Here is a 16,798-nt window from a genome sequence, read left to right as displayed (position 1 = left end):
CCGCCGCCCCGGCGCACCGGGCGCGGCGCCTCACACCATGTGGAGCGCCAACCACTCGGCGACCAGCGCCGGCTTCTCCTCGCCTTCGATCTCGACCGTCACGTCGAGCACGAGCTTCAGGCGGTCTGCCTCGCTGTCGTCAACCGACCGCAGCGCGAACCGTCCCCGCACCCGCTTGCCGCTTCTGACCGGATTGAGGAACCGTACCCGGTCGAAGCCGTAATTGAACCCCATCTTGAGGCCTTCGGGCAGCGGCACCACCGTCTCCGCCATCCGGGGCAGCAGCGAGAGGGTGAGCATCCCGTGGGCGATGGTGCCGCCCAGCGGCGTCTCCCGCGCCCGCGCTTCATCCACATGGATGAACTGGAAGTCCTGCGTCACCTCCGCAAAGCGGTCAATCAGCGGCTGGTCGATCGGGAACCAGTCCGTCACGCCCAGCACCTGCCCCTCAAGAGCTTTGAACTCGGCCACCTTCAGCGCCACGCTTCCTCTCCTCCTGTCCGTCGGCCCTGTTTGCGGCTCGGTCCCGGCAGAGACCATACCGCGCGGCGGACTCTAGTCCACAAAGGCGATGGGTGGCCCTCCTTCCGTCGCGCCCCTCTCCGAACGGCTAGGTGCCGCGCGGTTTGGCGCGGGTGGTGGGCGGCGCGGCGGCCGGGTCGTCCGGCCAGGGGTGCTTGGGGTAACGGCCCTTCATTTCCGCCTTCACCTGCGCCCACGAGCCCTGCCAGAAGCCGGGCAGGTCGCGGGTGGTCTGGATCGGCCGGTGCGCGGGCGAGAGCAGCACCAGCGTCAGCGGCACGCGCCCCCCGGCGACGCACGGGTGCCGGGAGAGGCCGAACAGCTCCTGCACCCGCACCTCGACCGCGGGCCCGCCCGGGGCCGCATAGTCGATGGCGTGGCTGGTCCCGGCGGGCGTCGTCATCCGGTCCGGCACCAGATCCTCAAGACGCCGCTTCGCGTCCCACGGCAGGAAAGCGGCGATCACCCCGTCCAGATCCTCCGGGGTGATGTCGGACAGGCGCATCTTGCCCGCCAGCATGGGGCCGAGCCCGTCGTCAAACTGCGCCATCAGCGCCTCGTCCGAGAGGTCCGGCCACCCCTCCGGGTCCGCCGCGCGCATGAAGGCGACCCGCTCGCGCAGCCGCGTCTGCGCCGCCGTCCACGGCAGGCGGCCCAGCCCCTCGCGCCGGAGCACGCCGCGCCAGGCCTCCATCACCGCCTCGGGCGACGGCTTGGGCAGCGGCGTCTCCCCCAGCACCAGCCGGCCGAACCGGCGCACCTGCCGGGCGCGCAAGGCGCCGCTGGCCGCATCGAAGCGCACGTCCGCGCTTTCGGTCACATGGCCGGGGAACAGGTCCGGCAGCAGCGCCGGATCGAGCGGCGCGGCCAGAAGAATGCGCGCCCGGTCCGCCGCGCCGGTCAGAACCGCCACCGCCAGCCCCGGCTCGCCCGCCAGCGAGTCCGCCGGGTCGAGCTGGCCGCCGCGCCCGTTGGCGAGCACGAAGCTGCCCCGCTGGCCGGGGCGCGCCAGCGCCACCCGGTCCGGGTAGGCCAGCGCCAGCACCCGGCCCGCCTCCTCAGGGTCCGATTCCGCCTCGTCCGCGCCCGCGAGCCGGGCCCAGCGGCGGGCCATGGCGCGGGCCTGCTCGGCCCGCTTGCCGCCCTCCCGCCGCCAGCGGGACAGGCGATGGCGCAGATCCGCGTCGTTTCCGCCCAGCCCCTGCTCGCCCAGCAGCACGGCGATCTCCGCCGCCAGGAGGCCCAGCCCCTGTTCGGCGGCGGCCACCACCATGTGGGCAAGGCGCGGCGCAAGCGGCAGTTTGGCGAGCCGTGCCCCGTGGGGCGTCACCTTGCCCGCGTCGTCGATGGCGTCCAGCGCGCGCAGCAGCTCCCGCGCCTCGGCGTAGGCGGCGGCCGGGGGCGGGTCGAGCCATGTCAGCTGGTTCGGGTCGCTCACGCCCCACAGGGCGAGGTCGAGCGCAAGGCCGGAGAGGTCCGCTTCCAGAATCTCGGGCCGGTCGAACGGCGGCAGGGCGCGGGTCTGCCCCTCCTCCCACAGCCGCCAGCACACGCCCGGCTCCAGACGGCCCGCGCGGCCCCGGCGCTGCTCGACGGCCGCCTGGCTGGCCCGCTCGGTGACAAGGCGGGTGAGGCCCGTGCCCGGCTCGTACTTCGGCTTGCGGGCAAGCCCGGAGTCGATCACCACCCGCACGCCCTCGATGGTGAGGCTGGTCTCGGCGATGGAGGTGGCGAGCACCACCTTGCGCCGCCCGCCCTCCGCCGGGGCGATGGCGGCCCGCTGCGCCCCCGCCTCCATGGCACCGTAGAGCGTCTGCACGTCCGTATCGCCCGGCACCCCTTCCTCGCGCAGCAGGGCGGCCACCCGGTTGATCTCGGCCGCGCCGGGGAGAAACACCAGGATGCTGCCCCGCTCCTCCCGCAGCGCCGCGCGGATGGCCCGCACGGTCTCGGCCTCGATGGTCAGCGCCGGGTCCCGCCCCAGATAGCGGGTCTCGACCGGGAAGCTGCGCCCCTCGGACTGGATGACCGGCGCGTCGCCGAGAAGCGTGGCGATCCGCGCCCCGTCGAGCGTTGCCGACATGGGCAGCAGCCGCACGTCCGGCCGCAGCACGCCCTGCGCCTCCAGCGCCAGGGCGAGGCCCAGATCCGCATCCAGCGAGCGTTCGTGGAATTCGTCGAACAGAACGGCGGCGATGCCCGGCAGCTCGGGGTTATCCTGCACCAGGCGGGTGAACACGCCCTCGGTCACCACCTCGATGCGCGTGCGGGCGCTGACCTTCGATTCCAGCCGCACCCGGTAGCCGACGGTCGCCCCCACCGCCTCGCCCAGCGTCTCGGCCATGCGGGCGGCGGCGGCCCGGGCGGCGAGCCGGCGCGGGCTGAGCACGAGGATCTTGCCCCCCGCTGCCCACGGCTCGTCCATCAGCACCAGCGGCACGCGCGTGGTCTTGCCCGCGCCCGGCGGGGCGACGAGCACCGCATTGGGCCCGGCGCGCAACGCTTCCGTCAGCCGGGGAAGAACCGCATCGATCGGCAGCGCCGGCGCTTGCGGACGGGACGCGACGACCATCGCCTTTCGTCAGAAGGCCCGCGCGATGGCGAAGTCCACGGTCTCCAGCAGGCAGTCCTTGGCCTCGCCGTCCGGCAGCCCGGCCAGGGCGTCCTTGGCCATGTCGCCATAGTGGCGGGCGCGCTCCAGCGTCTCGCGGATCGCGCCATGCCGGTTGAGGATGGCGATGGCCCGGTTCAGATCCTCGGGCTCCTGTTTCAGGCGGCCGACGGTGCGGCGCCAGAACTCGCGCTCCTCCTCGGTGCCGCGCTGGTAGGCGAGGATCATGGGCAGCGTCACCTTGCCCTCGCGGAAATCGTCGCCCACCGACTTGCCCATCACGGCCGCGTCGGAGGCGTAGTCGAGCGCGTCGTCCACCAGCTGGAAGGCGATGCCGAGATAGCGGCCATAGGCTTCCATGGCGGCTTCCGTCGCTGCGTCCGAGTCCATGATGGCGGCTGCCACCTGGCAGGAGGCAGCGAACAGCACGGCCGTCTTGGCCGTGATGACGCCGAGATAGCGCTCCTCGGTGGTCTCCACATCCCGGGCGGTGGTGAGCTGGTCGACCTCGCCCTGGGCCATGATGGCGGCGACGCGGCTGAGGATCTGCAGGACGCGCAGCGAGCCGTCCTCCACCATCAGCTCGAACGACCGGCCAAAGAGGAAATCGCCCACCAGAACGCTGGGCTGGTTGCCCCAGATGATGTTCGCGGTCTTGCGGCCACGGCGCAGGTTGGAACCGTCCACCACATCATCGTGCAGCAGCGTCGCCGTGTGAATGAACTCAACGCTGGCGGCCAGCTTGTGATGCCGCGTGCCTTCGTAACCCAGCAGCTTGGCAGCCGCCAGCAGCAGCATCGGGCGCAGCCGCTTGCCGCCCGAGGCGATCAGATGCCCCGCCAGTTGCGGGATCATCGCCACCGGGCTCTGCATACGCTCCACAATGATCTGGTTGACGGCTTCCAGATCCTGCCCGACCAGCGCCATCAGCCGGTCAATACTGGGCGCCTTGGCGTAGTCGGCCCGCAAAGGTTGGATGCTTGCTGTCACACCGTCACTCCATTGATCCTAGCTGCAGCGTGTAGCCATGCTTTTCGCCGAAGTCACGCGACAACCGCATCGCAACCGCCTTAGCACCCGCCAAAATACCAGAATACGGCCCTTCCGGAGCGATTCATCCGGCGCCACCGGCCCGCTCCGCCACCCCCCCGGCGGGGTCTTCCGGGCGTTGACGGCGGAATCTCCTCTGGCAATGCTGGTTCTTATGGATACAACGCCTTAAACAGCACTTGGGAGATGGTCAGGGCCAACCGGCGGTCAGGCGACGATTCGCCGCAAACGCTCAGATTATGGTCAGGATCATCTGCCAATACGGACATACTATGGCTTGGCCTGGAACGAGGGAACACACAATGGACGACACGCTGGCAGCCTACCGCGAAAGTATCGACAACATTGATGCTGCCCTTGTCTATCTGCTGGCCGAGCGCTTCAAGGTCACGCAGAAGGTCGGCGCCTACAAGGCCAAGGCGGGGCTGCCACCGGCCGACCCCAACCGGGAGGCGCAGCAGGTGGCGCGTCTGCGCCGGCTGGCCCAGGATGCAAATCTCGACCCGGAATTTTCCGAGAAATTCCTGCGGTTTATCATCGACGAGGTGATCCGCCACCACGAAAGATTGCAGGGTGCCGTTGCACAGCCGGAATCGTGAACCTATCTGAGCGGCGTTTCCCCCTCCTCCCCGGGGCCCGCACCAAGGCGCCTGTCGGGTGTTTTTGCGTTGTCCGGGTTTCATTCGGGGGTTTTGATTGATGCTGGTATCGAAAGGGTAACCCCATGATGTCACTCGGGCGCAAGCAGCTTATGGGCGCGACGGCGCTGATCGCGTTGTCGGTTTCGTTCACAGGCCCCGTGCACGCGGCCGATGATGACCCTTTCGAGCAGACCAACCGCTCCGTCCATGAGTTCAACATGGGTGTGGACCGGGTGTTGCTGAAGCCGGTCGCCAAGGGCTATCGCGCCATCACGCCCAAGCCGGTCCGCAAGGGCGTGACCAACTTCTTCAACAACCTGCGCGAGCCGTTCACCTTCATCAACGCGCTGCTGCAGGCCAAGCCGGGCGTCGCCGCCAACGCGCTCGGGCGCTTCATCATCAACACCACCATCGGCATCGCGGGCCTCACGGACCCCGCGACCAAGCTCGGCGTCAAGGAACAGCGCGAGGACTTCGGCCAGACGCTCGCCGTGTGGGGCATCCCGGAGGGGCCCTATCTGGTTCTCCCCTTCCTCGGCCCGTCCAACCCGCGCGACTTCATCGGCGACGTGGTGCAGTTCCTGGGCGATCCGGCCAGCATCGTCATCGAGAAGGAACTGGGCAAGAAGGCCTACTACGGCACCTTCGCCGCCAAGGCCATCGACACCCGCTCCAACGCCATCGACACGGTTGACCCGCTGCTCAAGACGGCGGACGACCCCTATGTGTTCATCCGCTCGGCCTATCGCCAGAACCGGGCCTTCGCGATTTCCGACGGCGAGATCCAGGCGCCGTCCGACGAGGACGATATCTTCGGCGAGGATGCGGACAACGCCCTGCCGTCGGACGTTCTCCAGAGCGGGGCCGCCGGTGCGCCCGCCCCGGCCGAATCCCGGACCACCGAGCCTGATTCTGCCGAGCCTGCAACCACTGATCCGGCGACCACCGAACCCGCGGCTGCCGAGCCGGCGAACACCGATCCGGCAACCACCGAACCCGGGCCCGAGGGCAACGCGCCTGTTGATCTCATCGCCCTGGCGGCGCAGCCGGTGGCAAGCCTCTAGAGGCCTCACATCCGCGCGGGTGCCCGCCTGGCCGGGCGCCCGCACCTTCCCCACCCCGCACAGTCCCCGGCCCGCCCCTGACACCGGGCCAGCGCCCGGCATGGCGCCGTTTACGGTTAACAACTAGCACTTTCCTCTTAACGGTGCCTGTTTGCTGACCGTTAACAAGATTCCCGTACACATCGGCATGGTCTGGACAGGCATGCGCTGCGCTGCCCTTGGTCCCCCACCGTTGCCGAGGAGTCGCCATGAGTGTCAGACTGGCGGACAGATCATTGACGCACGTCCCTTCCTGCAAGCGCCGGCGGGCGCGGCTGCGCCGATTGCTGGCGGACAGCCACGGCACCACCCTGCCGATGATCGCGGCGGGCCTCATCCCCCTGCTGGGGGCGGTCGGCGCCGCTGTCGACGTGGGCTCGGCCTATCTGGTGAAGTCCCAGCTGCGGGCGGCGGTGGACGCCGCGGTGCTGGCGGGCGGCACGGTGACCGGCGACACCCAGAAGCGCAACGAGGAAATCGAGCGCTACTTCCGGGCCAACTTCCCGGATGGCTACATGGGCACCACCCAGACCCGGTTCGTGATCTCGCCGGAGGAAGCGCCGGACCCTGCCTTCTCGGATTCGGTCAACCTGCGGCTTGAGGCGCAGGTGCGCATGCCCACCCATTTCCTGCGCATCTTCGGGGACAGTCTCGCCTATTTCACCCTCTCCGCCGAGGCGGAGGTGGCGACGGGCAAGAAGTTCAACGCGCTGGAGGCGATCCTCGTTCTCGACAACACCGGCTCCATGAAGAACAGCGCCGGCAGCGGCATGACCCGCATCCAGGCGCTGCGCCAGGCGGCCAAGACGTTTGTCGACACGGTCTACGCGGGCGATCCGGAAGCCCACGATTCCATCGCCATCGGCATGATCCCCTACACCACGACCGTGAACGTCGGCTGGCATCTGAAGAAGGAGTATGTCCACTGGATGCCGCCCTTCACCGACGCGCCGCCCTCCTCCTCCAACAAGCTGGGCTGGGCGGGCTGCATCGAGAGCGCCTACACCATTCAGGACATCTCCACGCCGTCGACCGTCATGGATGCGGGCGCGCACGACACCCACGCCCGCACGCCGGGCGAGAGCGGCGTGCCGCTGTTCATGCCCCAGCTTTCGCCGCCCCTGCTGCCGTACAACCTCTACAACCTGGACACCAAGCTCAACACCGGCATCTGGAAGGATGTCATGAAGACCTGGTACGACGGCAGCACCGGCCTTGCGGGCCAGAGCATCCTCGACACCAGCAAGAACATCGATCCCACCAAGATCCGGGCGCGCACCCGCTCCCGCGACAGCTGGCAGGCCTACGCCACCAAGAATTCCAAGGGGCAGGTCTCGCTGCAATGGCCCCAACCGAAGCTGTGGATTCCGGGCGCCGACACCTACCCCTCGCCGAACGCGGATTGCCCCGCCCAGGCCCTGCTCCCCAAATGGGGCGCGAAGCCGCAGGACCTGAAGAAGTGGATCGACGAAAACAACTACGCCGTCAATCCGGGCTACGGCACCCACTCGAACCTCGGCATGGCCTGGGCCTACCGCATGTTGCGCGCGCCCCATCTGTTCAACGGCATCGTGCCGGACAATCCGCGCAACAAGCCCGAGGTCGAGGCCATCATCTTGATGACGGACGGCAACATCGACTACATCAACACCAGCGACAGCCTTGACCTCACCGCCAGCCAGCGCAAGCGCACCGACAGCCAGGGCAAGGATCTCTACATCAGCCACGGCTACTACACCGCCTACCGCACGCCCTACCAGAAGGCGCTGAGCAGCAAGCTCCCCGACCGGGATCAGGAAGCGGAAAGCCAGATGGCCCTGCGTCTGCTGAAGGTGTGCGAGGCGGCGCGGCAGGACGGCATCCGCGTCTACACCATCGCCTTCAAGATCGACTCCAATGACCAGGCGACGCGCGAGATCTACCGCACCTGCGCCACGAGCCCGCGCTATTTCTTCGACACCGCCGATCCGGCCGCCTTGCAGGGCGCGTTCCGCTCCATCGCCGTCGATCTCGTGCAGCTCCATCTGGTGGAGTAAGGGGGGATGGGCATGACGGTCCTGCGCGCCCTCCTGCGGGATGAACGGGGCGGCTACACGGTCGAATTCGCGTTCGGCTTTCCCGTGCTCGTCGCGCTGCTGCTGGGCGGTTTCGACATCGGCTACCAGGCGCTGAAACAGGCGAGCCTCAATGGCGCGATCCGGGATGCCGCCCGCATGGCCATCACCAAGTCGGTGGGCTGCGCGGAAAACCGCGCCGAGATGATCGAGGCGGAAATCCGCCGCGTCATGGCCCCGTACAACATCGACGGCAGCACCCTGAAGGTGGAGGCCCGCTCCTACGCGGACGGCTTCGGCTCGGTCGGCAAGCCCGAGCCCCTCACCCTCGATGTCAACAACAACGGACGCTACGATCCGGGCGACTCCTACCTGGATATCAATGGCGACGGAAAATGGTCCGAGGACCGGGGCAAGGTGGGCGATCTGGGCGGGCCGGGCGACGTGGTCGTCTACACCGCCGAGGTCAAGGCGCCGACCCTGTTCCTCAACATGCCGCTGCTGGGCGGCAAGGATTTCATGACCCTCACCGCCAGCACCGTCGCGCGCAACGAGCCCTACAAGTGCGAGGACTGAGAGGCCAGCCGAACGCCATGAGGATCGCCCTTCGCACATTGCTTCGCCGGTTGAGGCGCGATCAGCGCGGCATCAGCTTCGTCGAGCTGGCATTCGCCGCGCCCGTGCTCATTCTCGTGTTCACGGGCGGGCTGGAAATGGCCAACTACATCCTGGCGCGGATGAAGGTGACGCGCGTCGCCACCATGCTGGCGGACCTGACCGCCCAGTCCCCCGTCGGCGTGCTGGAGGGCCAGATCTCCGACCTGTTCCTCTCCGCCAACATGGTGATGAAGCCGCTGGACATCATGGAGAACGGCCGGGTCTACATCACCGCCGTGCGCGGCGGCGGGCCGAACGTGGGCAACACCATCCTGTGGCAGCGGTGCGACGGCAAGCGGGTGGATTTTCCGAGCGAGATCGGCTCGTCCAACAACAAGAACGTGCTGCTGCCGCGCAACATCCAGCTTCCCGACGAAGCGATTACCGTCGTCGCGCAGGCGACCATGGAATACAAGCCCCTGCTGTTCGACGCGCTGTTTTCCGACGAGCCGATCATTTCGCACGTCGCCGTCTACATGCCGCGCTCGCTCAGCTTCGGCGTCATCACCGATGACGACACCCCGCCCAAGTCCAAATGCGGCACGGACGTGACCCAGTACAACGCCAAGGGCCAGAAGATCTGATCAGCGCCGCGCCATGACGCGGCAAGGGCCGCCCGGTTCTGTCCTCAAAAAAAACTGGTCAGCCACCTCATGAAAAAAGGTCCGGGAAGCGCCAGCTCCCCGGACCCTCTTTTTTTCTGCTTGTGCGCTGGTCCCGGTCAGCGGGTCAGCTTCTTGTAGGTGATGCGGTGCGGACGGGCCGCCTCCACGCCGAGGCGGCGGATGCGGTCCTCCTCGTAGGCCTGGAAGTTGCCCTCGAACCATTCCACGTGGCTGTCACCCTCGAAGGCGAGAATGTGCGTCGCCAGACGGTCGAGGAAGAAGCGGTCGTGGCTGATGACCACGGCGCAGCCGGCGAAATTCTCCAGCGCCTCTTCCAGCGCGCGCAGGGTTTCCACGTCCAGGTCGTTGGTGGGCTCGTCGAGGAACAGCACGTTGCCGCCCCGCGCCAGCATCTTGGCCATGTGCACGCGGTTGCGCTCACCGCCCGAGAGCAGGCCCACCTTCTTCTGCTGGTCGGGGCCGCGGAAGTTGAACGCCCCCACATAGGCGCGCGTCGAGATCTGGTGCTTGCCGAAGTAGAACACGTCGGCCCCGCCCGAGACCTCTTCCCACACCGTCTTGTTGGGGTCGAGGGCATCGCGGCTCTGGTCCACGTAGCCCAGCTGCACCGTCTCGCCGATGCGGATGGTGCCGCTGTCCGGCTTTTCGAGGCCCAGCAGCATGCGGAACAGCGTGGTCTTGCCCGCGCCGTTGGGGCCGATCACGCCGACGATGCCGCCCGGCGGCAGGCTGAACGACAGGTTGTCGATGAGCACGCGGTCGCCGAACGACTTGGAGAGGTTCTGCACCTCGATCACCGTGTCGCCGAGGCGCTGCGGCGTCTGGATGAGAATCTGCGCCCGGCCCGGCGCGCGGTCGTTCTGCGCCTTCACCAGTTCGTCGAACGCCTTGATACGCGCCTTGGACTTGGCCTGACGCGCCTTCGGGTTGGAGCGGATCCACTCCAGCTCGTCGGCGATGGCCTTCTGGCGTGCCTCCTCCTCGCGCTCTTCCTGCGCCAGGCGCTTCTGCTTGGCTTCAAGCCAGGCCGAATAGTTGCCCTCGAACGGAATGCCCCGGCCGCGATCGAGTTCGAGCACCCACGACACCACATTGTCGAGGAAGTAGCGGTCGTGGGTGACGAGAATGACCGTGCCCTTGTATTCCTGAAGGTGCTTTTCCAGCCACGCGACGGACTCCGCGTCCAGGTGGTTGGTCGGCTCGTCCAGCAGCAGCAGGTCCGGCTTTTCCAGCAGCAGGCGGCACAGCGCCACGCGGCGCTTCTCGCCGCCCGACAGCTTGGTCACGTCCGCATCCGGCGGCGGGCAGCGCAGCGCGTCCATGGCGATTTCCAGCTGGTTGTCGAGCGTCCAGCCGTCCACCGCGTCGATCTTTTCCTGCAGCTCGCCCATCTCGGTCATGAGCGCGTCGAAATCATCGTCCGGGCCGGGGTCGCCCATCTTGGCCGCGATCTCGTTGTAGCGGTCGATGAGGTTCGCGATGTCGCGCACCCCGTCCATCACGTTGCCACGGACATCCTTGGTGGGATCAAGCTCCGGCTCCTGCGGCAGATAGCCCACGCGCGCGCCCTCGGCAGCCCAGGCCTCGCCGGTGAATTCCGTATCCAGCCCGCCCATGATCTTCATGAGCGTGGACTTGCCCGCGCCGTTGACGCCGATGATGGCAATCTTGGCACCAGGCAAGAAGCTGAGCGTTATGTTGTTCAAGACCTGCTTCCCGCCCGGGTAGGTCTTGGACAGGTTTTTCATGACGTAAACGTATTGATAGCTCATGGATGTCCTGATGTCTGGCGGCAGTTGTCGGGTTCAGATAGCGAACGTCGCCCCACTTAACAACCCGAGAGGCTGCGGCATGGGGCCGTCGGACACCTGAGCGCAAGGAGACCCCCCGGCATGCGCTCCTCCCCACCCTCTCTCCGCCTTCCCGCCCGCCTTGCCATCCCGTGGCTGTGCAGTCTCTGCGGCGCGCTTGGCGGCGGGAGCGTGCTTGTGATCTGCCTTGCCAAGAACATCGCCGACCTCGGCTACGCGGTGCTGGGCGGCGGCTTCTGGACGCTGGCCGCGCTGGTGGGCCTGTTCGGTCTGGTCGGCGCAGGGTTTGGCGTTCTGATCGGCCTTGCCCTTCTGTGGCAGACGCAGCCAGCCCGGAACGATGCGCACACGTTACAACCCCTGCGGGCGCGTTCACGTTCGTCACAACTGCAACACTAGGGTCCGGACTCATTAGAGCCACCATGTGACGAAGGCGGCGATGGCGATGGTTGCCATGAAGGTTTTGATGCTTCGATCGAAGCGGGTGGCGACGCGGCGCCAGTCCTTGAAGCGGCAGAACATGCGCTCGACGACGTTGCGCTGCCGGTAGATTTGGCGGTCGTGGTCGATTGGGACCTTGCGGTTGGACTTTGACGGGATGACCGGCGTGGTGCCGCGCTCGATCAGCCATGAGCGCAGGGCGTTGCTGTCGTAGCCCTTGTCGGCGACCAGGTAATCTGACGGCGGGACGGCATCGATCGCCAGCATGGCGACCTTGGCATCGTGGGTGTTGCCGGGTGTCAGGAGCAGGACGTGGGGACGGCCCTTTTCATCGCAGACCGCATGGAGCTTGGTGTTCCTGCCGCCTTTGGTGATGCCGATACCATGAGCCAAGGCCCCCCTTTTGCGCCGCCGGCGGTGCGGTGGACCTTGATGCACGAGCTGTCGATGAACAGCCTGGAGGGTACGCCATCCATCCCGGCAAGGTCGGCAAAGATGCGCTCCCACACGCCTCGCTCGGCCCAGCGCCGGAAGCGGTTGTAGAGCGTCTTCTTCGGCCCATAGACGTGCTCCGGGCAGTCACCCCAGCGCCCGCCGCTCTTCAGCGCATGGACGATCCCGGAAAGCACACGCCGATCGTCGACCCTCGGCATCCCGCGCGTATCGGTCGGCAAGAGCGGCTCGATCCGCGCCCACTGCTCATCTGAAAACCAGAAGAAATCCGCCATCGATGGTGCCTCCTCGCCAAAGGCAGGTGAATCACATCGCGGCAACCATGTGAATCCTGTTTATGGGTCCGGACCCTAGTTACCAAATCAGCAAAAATCCCGCCAGAAACTCTACCAACTTGCTGGTATTTGCCGGCGATATTCGGCATAGGCCTGCGCCATTGGCCGCACGGAGCGGGAGTGCAGAGTGACCGAACGCATGTCAGGAACCGGGAGTGAGTTCAGCGACCAAAGGCCTGACGACTCCCTGCACCGCCTAGCCCGTTGGACTCCGAGCCTGCCGGTCCGCCTATTTCTGGTGGGATTTGCCGTCTTTGCCGCTTCCTTCATCGGCATCATGACGCGCCCCCTGGGGTTTCTCGCCGTCGTCTGGCCGGCGAACGCCATCCTCCTTGGCCTGTTCGTCACCTGGCCCGAACTCGCCCGCCGCTCCGGCTGGCTGAGCGCGCTTCTGGGCTATCTCCTCGCCGGGAACCTGAGCGGCGACCCGCTGGCCACCAACCTCTGGCTGACCGCTGCCAATCTGGGCGGCGTGGCGTGCGCCTGGCTCGGCTTCCAGCTTCTCGACGAGGAGGACCGCCGCCTGCGCCGCCCCATGTCCATGCTGCGGTTCTTCCTGATCTGCGTCAGCGCCGCCACCGGCGCGGCCCTCATCGGCTGCGGCCTCGCCCCCGGCCTCTTGGACCGCTCCGTCCTCACCGGTCTTGTCTACTGGTTCACGGCGGAGCTGATCAACTACACCATCCTCCTGCCGGTTCTCCTGACCATGGACCTGGAGACGATCCGCGGTCTCCCCGATCCCCTGCGCCGGCCGTGGAAGGAGGTTGTCCGCCATCTGGCGCCGCTGGCATCGCTCTGCGCCTCGGTTGCCGCCGCCATCGTCGTCGGCGGCCCGGGGGCCATCGCCTTTTCCGTGCCCGCGCTGCTGTGGTGCTCCATGACCTACCGCCTGTTCCCCATGAGCGTCATCATGCTGGCGTTCAGCGTGGTGATGCTCCAGGCGCAGGGCTCGGGGTTCATGGTGACCTCCGACCATTATGATTTTCTCGACGGCACGGCCTCCTTCCGCGTCGGCATCGCCGTGCTGGTGCTGGGGCCGCTGACCGTCACCAACATCATGACCCTCCAGCGCGTGCTGTTCGACAAGCTGGAGCGCGCCGCGACGCTGGACAGCCTGACCGGCATCCTTGGCCGCCATGCCTTTCTGTCGCGCTCCCGCGCCGTGCTCGACAGCCTGTCCGGCGACCACGGCTTTGCCCTGCTGATGATCGACATCGACCACTTCAAGCAGATCAACGACCGGTACGGCCATCAGGCGGGCGACGTCGTCATCCGCGCCGTCACTGCCGCCATTGCCGGGGAGCTGCGCAAGGCGGACCTGTTCGGCCGTCTCGGCGGCGAGGAATTCGCCGTCACCCTGGACGCGACCGATCCGCTGGCCGCCGAGGCGCTGGCCGAGCGGGTGCGCCGCGCCGTCGAGGACCTCCGCATCGACATCGACAGGGATGCGCCGCTCGCCGTCACCATCAGCATCGGGCTGACCCATCATCGCCGCCCCCCCGCCAAGGGCCTCTCCCAGTCCCTCGGCATGGCCGACGCCGCGCTCTACCGCGCCAAGGCGGAGGGCCGGAACCGGGTCTGCTCCCGGCTGGCGGAAGCGCTCTGACCCGGCGATTGAATTTTTCTTGCTCACCCCGTTGCGATGGGGGCACCGTCCCCACTAACGTGTGCCGCAACGGAGGGATATCCATGAAAACACCGATTGTTTCCGTGCTTGGCGCGCTGCTGCTCAGCGCCGCCCCGATGCTGCCTGCGACCGGCCTTGCGGTGGCCGCACCGGCCGCGACCACCCGGTCTCCCGATGCGATTGCGGCGGATCTTGCCGCCAAGGCGCTGGCCAGCGACCTGCCCATGCAGATCGTCACCGACCTGACCACCGAGATCGGCCCGCGCCTTGCGGGCACCGAAGCCGAGAAGCGCGCCGCCGACTGGGCCGTCGCCCGTCTCAAGGCGCTCGGCTTCGACTCCGTGCGGCAGGAGAGCTTCACCATCACCGGCTGGCTGCGCGGTGAGGAAAAGGCCGAGATCACCGGGCCCGCCCCCCAGCCGCTGGTGGTGACCGCGCTCGGCACCAGCGTCGCCACCCCGCCGGAGGGCATCGAGGCGGAGGTGGTGGTCTTCAAGCGCTATGCCGACCTGCTGGCAGCGCCGGAGGGCTCGCTTGAGGGCAAGATCGCGCTCGTCACCGAAAAGACCGTGCGCGCGCAGGACGGCAGCGGCTACGGCGCCGCCGGTCTCATCCGCCGCGCCGGCGCGTCCGAAGCCGCCAAGCGCGGCGCGGTCGCCTATCTGCTGCGCTCGCTCGGCACCCATGACCACCGCTTCCCCCACACCGGCTCGCAGGTGTACGCGGAAGGCGCGCCGAAGATTCCGGCAGCGGCCATCTCCCCGCCCGATGCGGAGCAGATCGAGCGCCTTGTGGCCCGGGGCCACACCGTCAAGGTGAAGCTGAAGCTCACCCCCAGCCATCCGGGCACCGTGACCAGCCAGAACATCATCGCCGAGGTGAAGGGGCGCGAGAAGCCGGACGAGATCATCCTCATCGGCGCGCATCTGGACAGCTGGGATCAGGGCACCGGCGCGATTGACGACGGCGCGGGCGTTGCGGTGGTCACCACCGCCGCCAAGCTGATCCGCGATCTGCCGCAGCGGCCGAAGCGCACCATCCGCGTGGTGCTGTTCGGCGCGGAGGAATACGGCCTTCTCGGCGCGAAGGCCTATGCCGAGGCCCACAAGGCGGAGATGGGCAAGCACATTCTCGCCACCGAAGCCGACTTCGGCCAGGGGCCGGTCTACGCCTTCAACACCCGCGTGGCCGATCCCAAGCACCCGTCGATCGTGCGCATCCAGAACGCGCTGACGCCGCTCGGCATCTACCGGGGCGACAACGCCGCCCACGGCGGGCCGGACATCGGACCGATGATGCAGCACGGCGTGCCGGTGGTGAATCTGGCGCTGGAGGGCAGCGACTATTTCGACACCCACCACACGCCCGACGACACCATCGACCGGATCGAGCGCAAGCGCCTCAACCAGACGGCGGCGGCCTACACCGTGTTCGCCTATCTGGCGGCGGAACTGGACGGTGACTATCGCCAGGCCCGGGTGGCGGACGCGCCGAACACCGCCTCCGGCAATTAATCCGGCAGCGGAGTCCCAAGATCCAAACAGAAAGGGCTGCGGCACCACCGCAGCCCTTTTTTGTTGCCCCTTTTTGTTGTCCTGCGCCAGCGGCTGTTACGCCGTCTGCGTGTGGGAGCCCGGCTGGGGCGCCTTGGCCAGCGCGCCGCTGCCGATGGCCCATTCGTCGGACGACCCGGCCTCGGGCCGGTCGCCCCGCCGGCCGTGCAGCAGGCCCTTGAGCCCGGCGACCAGCTCGGAGAAGCCGCTCAGGTAGCTCTCGAACTCCAGCGGGGTGACATTCTCGCCGTCGAGGAACCGCCTCAGCCCGTAGCGGGACGTGCGGGAGGTGTTCAGCCCTTCCTCGATGGTGGTGGCGGTCTGGATGCCGAGCGCCGCCAGCACCGGCCACTGCCCCGCGTTGTAGCCCCCGCTCGGATAGCAGAAATGCACCAGCGACGTCTCCGGCACGCCCAGCAGACCGGCGATCAGGGTCCGGTTCTCGGTGATCTCCTGATGGCTCTCCGCCGGGCTGGCGGTGCGGAACCGGTGGCGGTGCGTGTGCAGCTGGATCTCCATGCCCGCCCGCTGGGCTTCCCGCAATTCCTCGGGCGTCATCAGGTCGAACCAGCGCCCGCGCACGGCGGCGCGGATATCCACGTCCAGCAGCTCCGCGAGGCGCTGCACCTGCTCCAGCCGCTGCGACACGGTCGGCAGGCTTTCGAGCAGCCCGGCGAACACCGCCTTGCCGTCCTCAAGCGCCATGCTGTCCATCGCCTCGATGTCGATCTCCGCGCCGTGCCCGTCGGCCTGCGCCTCGGCGATGACCGCGCGCAGGGCATCCATCGGGCTCAGCCCGCTCTTGGTGGCGCGCGTCCACAGGAATTGCACCAGAATGTTGAGAACGGGCGTGGCCTTCTCGACGTAATAGCTGGTCAGATAGAGGGTCGAGGGGAAGCCCACCTCCCGCAGGGCCGGCACCATGTGCGACCGGGTGGTGGCCCACCCGTCGTCGATGGTGATGACCACCGTCTTGGGCGGCAGGCGGCCATTGGCCAGCTCCTCCACCGCCTGGCTCAGCGCGACCACCCGGTAACCGCCCTTTTTCAGCAGCAACAGGCGCTGGCGGAAGGTCTCCGGTTCCATGAAGAGCTTGTCGCCCATGCGGGGCCGGTCGCCGATCCAGATGCCGTGATAACAGAGAATACGCAGCTGTCGGGCCGTCAGCCGCTGTGCGAGCCAGAACCCCCCCAGCGATTTCGCCAGGAAAAGCACGGATAACTTCAGAAGACGCATGAATGTCTCGTTAATCAAGAATGCCGAACGACCCGTTCTTCGGCATTCATTCCCTCCCATTAACGAAACATAGAGTCT

The 16,798-nt window shown here is 67.5% G+C and carries 14 protein-coding genes and 1 pseudogene; 8 read left to right on the top strand and 7 right to left on the bottom strand.

Features of this window, described 5'->3' with window-relative positions; translation table 11 throughout:
- Positions 1–30 precede the first annotated feature (30 nt).
- The 3 genes from ACSJJU_RS07155 to ACSJJU_RS07145 all read right to left on the bottom strand — a co-directional run bounded on the left by ACSJJU_RS07155 (position 31) and on the right by ACSJJU_RS07145 (position 4,123).
- On the bottom strand, positions 31–483 hold the full coding sequence (locus tag ACSJJU_RS07155; RefSeq protein ID WP_435914635.1) for a MaoC family dehydratase: 453 nt from the start codon (positions 481–483) through the stop codon (positions 31–33).
- 127 nt (positions 484–610) lie between these two features.
- On the bottom strand, positions 611–3,094 hold the full coding sequence (hrpB, locus tag ACSJJU_RS07150; protein WP_435914634.1) for an ATP-dependent helicase HrpB: 2,484 nt from the start codon (positions 3,092–3,094) through the stop codon (positions 611–613).
- Between the two features lie 9 nt (positions 3,095–3,103).
- Complete coding sequence (locus tag ACSJJU_RS07145; protein WP_435914633.1) at positions 3,104–4,123, bottom strand: polyprenyl synthetase family protein; 1,020 nt, start codon at positions 4,121–4,123, stop codon at positions 3,104–3,106.
- 362 nt (positions 4,124–4,485) lie between these two features.
- Here ACSJJU_RS07145 and ACSJJU_RS07140 point away from each other — a divergent pair, with 362 nt between their 5' ends.
- The 5 genes from ACSJJU_RS07140 to ACSJJU_RS07120 all read left to right on the top strand — a co-directional run bounded on the left by ACSJJU_RS07140 (position 4,486) and on the right by ACSJJU_RS07120 (position 9,222).
- Positions 4,486–4,782, top strand: coding sequence for a chorismate mutase (locus tag ACSJJU_RS07140; RefSeq protein WP_435914632.1), 297 nt, complete (start codon positions 4,486–4,488; stop codon positions 4,780–4,782).
- A 125-nt stretch (positions 4,783–4,907) separates the two neighbouring features.
- Positions 4,908–5,888 carry an MlaA family lipoprotein gene (locus ACSJJU_RS07135; protein WP_435914631.1) on the top strand — a complete coding sequence of 327 codons (981 nt, stop codon included), beginning with the start codon at positions 4,908–4,910 and terminating at the stop codon, positions 5,886–5,888.
- A 248-nt stretch (positions 5,889–6,136) separates the two neighbouring features.
- Positions 6,137–7,963 (top strand): pilus assembly protein TadG-related protein, encoded by a 1,827-nt coding sequence (locus tag ACSJJU_RS07130; RefSeq protein ID WP_435914630.1) that lies wholly within the window; start codon positions 6,137–6,139, stop codon positions 7,961–7,963.
- A 12-nt stretch (positions 7,964–7,975) separates the two neighbouring features.
- On the top strand, positions 7,976–8,557 hold the full coding sequence (locus tag ACSJJU_RS07125) for a TadE/TadG family type IV pilus assembly protein (protein WP_435914629.1): 582 nt from the start codon (positions 7,976–7,978) through the stop codon (positions 8,555–8,557).
- A 17-nt stretch (positions 8,558–8,574) separates the two neighbouring features.
- Complete coding sequence (locus tag ACSJJU_RS07120) at positions 8,575–9,222, top strand: TadE/TadG family type IV pilus assembly protein (RefSeq protein ID WP_435914628.1); 648 nt, start codon at positions 8,575–8,577, stop codon at positions 9,220–9,222.
- A gap of 137 nt (positions 9,223–9,359) precedes the next feature.
- Here the strand turns inward: ACSJJU_RS07120 and ettA are convergent, their stop codons facing one another.
- Entirely contained in the window at positions 9,360–11,036 is a 1,677-nt protein-coding gene (gene ettA, locus ACSJJU_RS07115) for an energy-dependent translational throttle protein EttA (RefSeq protein WP_435914627.1), read from the bottom strand.
- A 120-nt stretch (positions 11,037–11,156) separates the two neighbouring features.
- Here ettA and ACSJJU_RS07110 point away from each other — a divergent pair, with 120 nt between their 5' ends.
- Positions 11,157–11,474: a hypothetical protein gene (locus tag ACSJJU_RS07110; protein WP_435914626.1), complete on the top strand. Its 318-nt coding sequence runs from the start codon at positions 11,157–11,159 to the stop codon at positions 11,472–11,474.
- Between the two features lie 12 nt (positions 11,475–11,486).
- On the opposite strand, the gene ACSJJU_RS07105 is transcribed toward ACSJJU_RS07110, so the two are convergent.
- Entirely contained in the window at positions 11,487–11,954 is a 468-nt protein-coding gene (locus ACSJJU_RS07105) for an IS5 family transposase (RefSeq protein WP_435914625.1), read from the bottom strand.
- Positions 11,955–12,067: 113 nt separating this feature from the next.
- Positions 12,068–12,169, bottom strand: a pseudogene (locus ACSJJU_RS07100) (IS5/IS1182 family transposase); the annotation flags it as partial.
- Between the two features lie 412 nt (positions 12,170–12,581).
- Here ACSJJU_RS07100 and ACSJJU_RS07095 point away from each other — a divergent pair.
- Positions 12,582–13,910 carry a diguanylate cyclase gene (locus tag ACSJJU_RS07095; protein ID WP_435914624.1) on the top strand — a complete coding sequence of 443 codons (1,329 nt, stop codon included), beginning with the start codon at positions 12,582–12,584 and terminating at the stop codon, positions 13,908–13,910.
- Positions 13,911–13,993: 83 nt separating this feature from the next.
- Positions 13,994–15,445, top strand: a complete 1,452-nt coding sequence (locus ACSJJU_RS07090; RefSeq protein WP_435914623.1) for a M20/M25/M40 family metallo-hydrolase — start codon at positions 13,994–13,996, stop codon at positions 15,443–15,445.
- Between the two features lie 96 nt (positions 15,446–15,541).
- On the opposite strand, the gene ACSJJU_RS07085 is transcribed toward ACSJJU_RS07090, so the two are convergent.
- Positions 15,542–16,720 carry a polysaccharide deacetylase family protein gene (locus tag ACSJJU_RS07085; protein ID WP_435914622.1) on the bottom strand — a complete coding sequence of 393 codons (1,179 nt, stop codon included), beginning with the start codon at positions 16,718–16,720 and terminating at the stop codon, positions 15,542–15,544.
- Between the last annotated feature and the right edge of the window lie 78 nt (positions 16,721–16,798).

The sequence above is a fragment of the Pedomonas sp. V897 genome (genome assembly GCF_051304405.1).
Classification (GTDB): Bacteria; Pseudomonadota; Alphaproteobacteria; order Sphingomonadales; family Sphingomonadaceae; genus Pedomonas.
This window is presented reverse-complemented; position numbering and strand designations above follow the sequence as displayed.

What these genes read in the sequence shown, in the direction of transcription:
- ACSJJU_RS07140 (WP_435914632.1), top strand. Translation starts at nt 4,486, where the DNA reads ATGGACGACACGCTGGCAGCCTACCGCGAAAGTATCGACAACATTGAT.
- ACSJJU_RS07125 (WP_435914629.1), top strand. Translation starts at nt 7,976, where the DNA reads ATGACGGTCCTGCGCGCCCTCCTGCGGGATGAACGGGGCGGCTACACG.
- ACSJJU_RS07120 (WP_435914628.1), top strand. Translation starts at nt 8,575, where the DNA reads ATGAGGATCGCCCTTCGCACATTGCTTCGCCGGTTGAGGCGCGATCAG.
- ACSJJU_RS07110 (WP_435914626.1), top strand. Translation starts at nt 11,157, where the DNA reads ATGCGCTCCTCCCCACCCTCTCTCCGCCTTCCCGCCCGCCTTGCCATC.
- ACSJJU_RS07095 (WP_435914624.1), top strand. Translation starts at nt 12,582, where the DNA reads ATGACGCGCCCCCTGGGGTTTCTCGCCGTCGTCTGGCCGGCGAACGCC.
- hrpB (WP_435914634.1), bottom strand. Translation starts at nt 3,094, where the DNA reads ATGGTCGTCGCGTCCCGTCCGCAAGCGCCGGCGCTGCCGATCGATGCG.
- ACSJJU_RS07135 (WP_435914631.1), top strand. Translation starts at nt 4,908, where the DNA reads ATGATGTCACTCGGGCGCAAGCAGCTTATGGGCGCGACGGCGCTGATC.
- ACSJJU_RS07085 (WP_435914622.1), bottom strand. Translation starts at nt 16,720, where the DNA reads ATGCGTCTTCTGAAGTTATCCGTGCTTTTCCTGGCGAAATCGCTGGGG.
- ACSJJU_RS07130 (WP_435914630.1), top strand. Translation starts at nt 6,137, where the DNA reads ATGAGTGTCAGACTGGCGGACAGATCATTGACGCACGTCCCTTCCTGC.
- ettA (WP_435914627.1), bottom strand. Translation starts at nt 11,036, where the DNA reads ATGAGCTATCAATACGTTTACGTCATGAAAAACCTGTCCAAGACCTAC.
- ACSJJU_RS07090 (WP_435914623.1), top strand. Translation starts at nt 13,994, where the DNA reads ATGAAAACACCGATTGTTTCCGTGCTTGGCGCGCTGCTGCTCAGCGCC.